The sequence below is a fragment of the Humidesulfovibrio sp. genome, from assembly GCF_035560995.1.
In the GTDB taxonomy this organism is placed as follows: Bacteria; Desulfobacterota; Desulfovibrionia; order Desulfovibrionales; family Desulfovibrionaceae; genus Humidesulfovibrio.
The window spans coordinates 1-3,662 of sequence record NZ_DATMYK010000085.1; the positions used below are offsets into that span (position 1 = coordinate 1).

At 65.0% G+C, this 3,662-nt stretch carries 5 protein-coding genes; 3 read left to right on the top strand and 2 right to left on the bottom strand.

The annotated features are described in order from the left end of the window. The coding region (locus VN419_RS03160; protein ID WP_325644360.1) for a D-2-hydroxyacid dehydrogenase at window positions 1–881 on the bottom strand (881 nt) is incomplete at its 3' end. Between the two features lie 225 nt (window positions 882–1,106). Between VN419_RS03160 and VN419_RS03165 the strand changes: the two genes are divergently transcribed. Then, a complete protein-coding gene (locus tag VN419_RS03165) occupies window positions 1,107–1,250 on the top strand; it encodes a hypothetical protein (protein WP_325644362.1) in 144 nt (47 codons plus the stop codon). A 347-nt stretch (window positions 1,251–1,597) separates the two neighbouring features. Here VN419_RS03165 and VN419_RS03170 read toward each other — a convergent pair whose 3' ends face one another. Then, window positions 1,598–2,188, bottom strand: coding sequence for an RNA methyltransferase (locus tag VN419_RS03170; protein WP_325644364.1), 591 nt, complete (start codon window positions 2,186–2,188; stop codon window positions 1,598–1,600). A gap of 162 nt (window positions 2,189–2,350) precedes the next feature. On the opposite strand from VN419_RS03170, the gene VN419_RS03175 reads away from it, so the two are divergent. Then, on the top strand, window positions 2,351–2,746 hold the full coding sequence (locus VN419_RS03175) for a response regulator (RefSeq protein WP_325644366.1): 396 nt from the start codon (window positions 2,351–2,353) through the stop codon (window positions 2,744–2,746). Between the two features lie 17 nt (window positions 2,747–2,763). Next, window positions 2,764–3,495: a histidine kinase gene (locus VN419_RS03180; RefSeq protein WP_325644368.1), complete on the top strand. Its 732-nt coding sequence runs from the start codon at window positions 2,764–2,766 to the stop codon at window positions 3,493–3,495. Window positions 3,496–3,662: the final 167 nt, after the last annotated feature.

The window sequence follows — 3,662 nt, forward strand, 5'->3', positions numbered from 1 at the left end:
ACGGATGCCCAGGCCACGTGCGGGGTGATGAGGCAGTTCGGGGCGGACAGAAGCGGGTTGTCCGGACGGATGGGCTCCTCGCGCACCACGTCGAGCGCCGCGCCGCCGAGCTTCCCGGCGGTGAGGGCCGCGGCCAGGGCGGCCTCGTCCACCAGGGGCCCGCGCGCGGTGTTCACCAGAAAGGCCGTGGGCTTCATGCGCGAAAGCAGCTTCGCGTCCACCATGTTCTCGTTCTCGGCCGTCAGCGGGCAGTGCAGGCTCACCACGTCCGAGTCCTCGAACAGATCCTGCAGGGTGGCGAAGGCGAAGGGGCCGTAGTCCGGCAGCTCCTTTGGGCGCGGCACGTGGCAGAGCACGTTCATGCCGAAGGCGTGGGCCAGCTCGGCCACGCGGCGGCCGATGGCCCCAAAGCCCACGACGCCGAAGGTCTTGTTCGCAAGCTCGGTGATGGGCGCGTCCCAGAAGCAGAAGTCCGGCTGGGCGCTCCAGCGGCCCTCGGCCACGGCCTTCGCGTGGCGGCAGGCCTTGCCGAAGAGCTCCAGGGTCACGGCCATGACGTGCTGGGCCACAGCCGGGGGCGAATAGCCCGGCACGTTGCACACGGGAATGCCCCGCGCGGCCGCGGCGGCGATGTCCACCACGTTGTAGCCCGTGGCCAGAACGCAGATGCACTTGAGCTCCGGCAGGGCGTTTATGACCTCCGCGCCGAGGACCGTCTTGTTGGTGAACAACACCTGGGCGCCCTTGGCCCGGTCGAGCACCTCGGCGGGGGCGGTGCGGTCGTACAGCGTCAGTTCGCCCTGGTCGCCGATGAGTTCCCAGTATACGTCCTGGCCCATGGTGAAGGCGTCCAGCACGACGATGCGCGTTTTTTGGCTCATGTGTTCCTCCCGGAATGCGGGGCTGGCGGGTTGAAGTCGATGAAGACAAAGTAGCGCCTTGGCCGCTTCCCTGGCAAGGGGGGAAGCGCGCCTGTCTGGTCGTCTGGCCTTTCGCCTGTCCATGTGGCGGGCGAACCCCCTTGACATTTTACGGCGTTCCGGTGAAATAGACCCGCCCTGGCGCTCCCGCGCGCTGGCGCACAAGAAACATTTGGAGGAACGACCATGTTCGGTGAACTCTTGAAAGATATGGCCCACAGCACCGCCCAGGGAACCGTCGGCGTCTCCCTGATCTTCATCTACCTGGCCTGGATCATCACCACGGCGTTCATCCGCATCCAGCAGGGCAAGAAGGAAGGCCACCACTAGGCCATCCCCGCCGGAACACCCTTCCGGCATCGACACGAGTAAACGGAATGCTGTCCAGGCCGCCCGCGCGGTCCGGGCAGCTTTCCTTGCTTCAAGCACCGGCTAAAATACGAAACACAGAACAATACGCACAAGCGGAACATGCCAGCCATGAAACGAAGCACTGCCCCCAAAATCCCCCTGCGCGTGCTCTGGATCGCCACCGCCCTTTTGCTGTCCGTCCTGGCCGTGGCCGTGGGCGATTCCAGCGCGGCGTAAGCCCACCCCTTTTCCCGGAGCGCGAAACAAAAACGGCCCGAAGGTTTCCCCCCGGGCCGCGAAGCATTTCGTCTGGTCAAAATCAGGGCCTAGCGGTCGCTCCACTCCTGAGTCAGGGCCTCCAGCTCCTCCGGCGAAAAGGCCGGGGTGTCGAGGAGCCCGGCGCGCCTGCGCTGGGAGAACATCTCGTATAAGATGACCGCCGCGGCCACGGAGACGTTCAGGCTCTGCACCATGCCCTGCATGGGAATGTACAGTTCCTCGGCCACCTGCTCCACCAGCTCCGGCGCGGCGCCCCGGTGCTCATTGGACAGGATGACCGCCGTGGGGATGGTGAAGTCGAAGGCGTGCAGGGGCTTGGCTGTTTCGGAAAAGCCGGTGCGGATGACCTGCACCCCGGCCTTTTGGAAGCCGTCCAGCATCTCGGCCGGGTCGTCGTGGCGCACGCGTTCCACCCACTTCTTGGCCGAGGCCGAAGATTTCTTGCCCAAATCCGGCCATTTTTCCGTGGTGTAGTAAAGATGCACGCGATGAAGGCCGAAAGCGTCACAGCTGCGCAGAATGGCCGAGACGTTGTGCGGGTCCCAGATGTTGTCCATGACCAGGGTCACGTCCTTCTGCCTGCGCGAAAGGACGGCTTTGATGCGCTCCAGGCGCTCGGGGGTGATGAATCCTCGCATGGGCGGGCTTCTACCCGCAAGCGCCGAAGCTTGCAAGCACGCCCGCGGGGCTTGGACCGCAAGGCTCCCCGCATGTCCGTCATTGACATTCTACGCAGTTTTGCGAATAAGCTTATGTACCAAGCGGTCTGACCGCTCCCCCCATTTTTCGGAGGTTGCCATATGCGCGCGCTGGTCGCAGAAGACGAATTCCTGGGCCGCAAAGTGCTCTCCGTCTTTCTGAACACGCTGTTCGAGGTGGACGTGGTGGTGAACGGGCGCGAGGCCGTGGAGGCCTTCAAGCTCGCCCATGAAGAGGGCCGGCCCTACGACCTGCTGCTCATGGACATCATGATGCCGGAAATGGACGGGCTGGAGGCCCTGAAGCAGATACGCTCCATGGAGCAGCAGCACCCCGGTCGTCCCCGGGCCAAGGCGCTCATGACCACGGCCCTCGACGACCCCAAGACCGTCATCCGCTCCTTCCACGACGGCGAGGCCTCAGGCTACATCGTAAAGCCCGTGCGCAAGGACAAGCTGTTCGACGAGCTCAAGAAGCTCGGCTTCATCACGGCCTAGAGCCTGGGGGTACCTGTTTGAGCGACGCCCTGTCCGAGGAATTCTTCGCCGAAGTGGGCGACAAGTACTATCCCCAGGTGCTGGAAGGCCTGGAGAAGCTTGGCGCTGGCGAGGTGGCCGCCGGGATAGAAATCCTTGCCCGGCCCCTGCACACCATCAAGGGCGTCACCGGATTCATGCCCGGCTTCGAGGCCGCCAGCCACCTGACCCACAAGGTGGAGAGCTTCCTGAAAAAGCTCCAGGCCGAAACCCTGCCCCACAGCGCGGACAACATTTCCCTGGCCGCCTATGGCGTGAACTCGGTCTTCGCCGTCATCGAACAGATACGCGACGCCGGCGCGCCGGACCAGGGCGAGATAGACGCCGTGTGCGAGGTGCTGCTGGCCGCCACAGGCGAAGGGCAGCAGGGTGCGAAATCCGGCGGGGCCGACTGCCTCCTGCGGGAAGACACCCCGGCGGGCACGGTGCTGCGCATCTCCTGCCCGCGCATGCACCAGAAGGCCCAGGCCGACCAGCTGGTGGGCGCGATTCTGTCGCTGCCGCAAACCGCCCCGGTGATCCTGGACCTCACGGGTGTGAAGAGCTTCGGCTCCTCCGTGTGGGAAGACCTGGCGGGCCTGGCGGGCATGTGGACCATCCGCGTGCGCGGCCTTTCCGGCGCCGCCAGGGAGACCTTCTACACCTGGGAGTTCGACGCCGTGTTCCAGCTTGAGCCCGAATGCGCCTGCCCAGGCGGGGAGATCCTGTGAGGGACCACATCCGCCAGTGCATCAGCCCCCTGGAGGAACAGATCCTCAAGCTTGAGGACGGCCGCCCCACAAGCAACGAGGTGACGCCGGTGCTGGAGGCACTGGGCCTGACGCACCTGAAGCTGGCCTCGGCCCAGGTCATTTCGCTCTTGGATATGCTGGCCGAC

What these genes read in the sequence shown, in the direction of transcription:
- VN419_RS03165 (WP_325644362.1), top strand. Translation starts at nt 1,107, where the DNA reads ATGTTCGGTGAACTCTTGAAAGATATGGCCCACAGCACCGCCCAGGGA.
- VN419_RS03170 (WP_325644364.1), bottom strand. Translation starts at nt 2,188, where the DNA reads ATGCGAGGATTCATCACCCCCGAGCGCCTGGAGCGCATCAAAGCCGTC.
- VN419_RS03175 (WP_325644366.1), top strand. Translation starts at nt 2,351, where the DNA reads ATGCGCGCGCTGGTCGCAGAAGACGAATTCCTGGGCCGCAAAGTGCTC.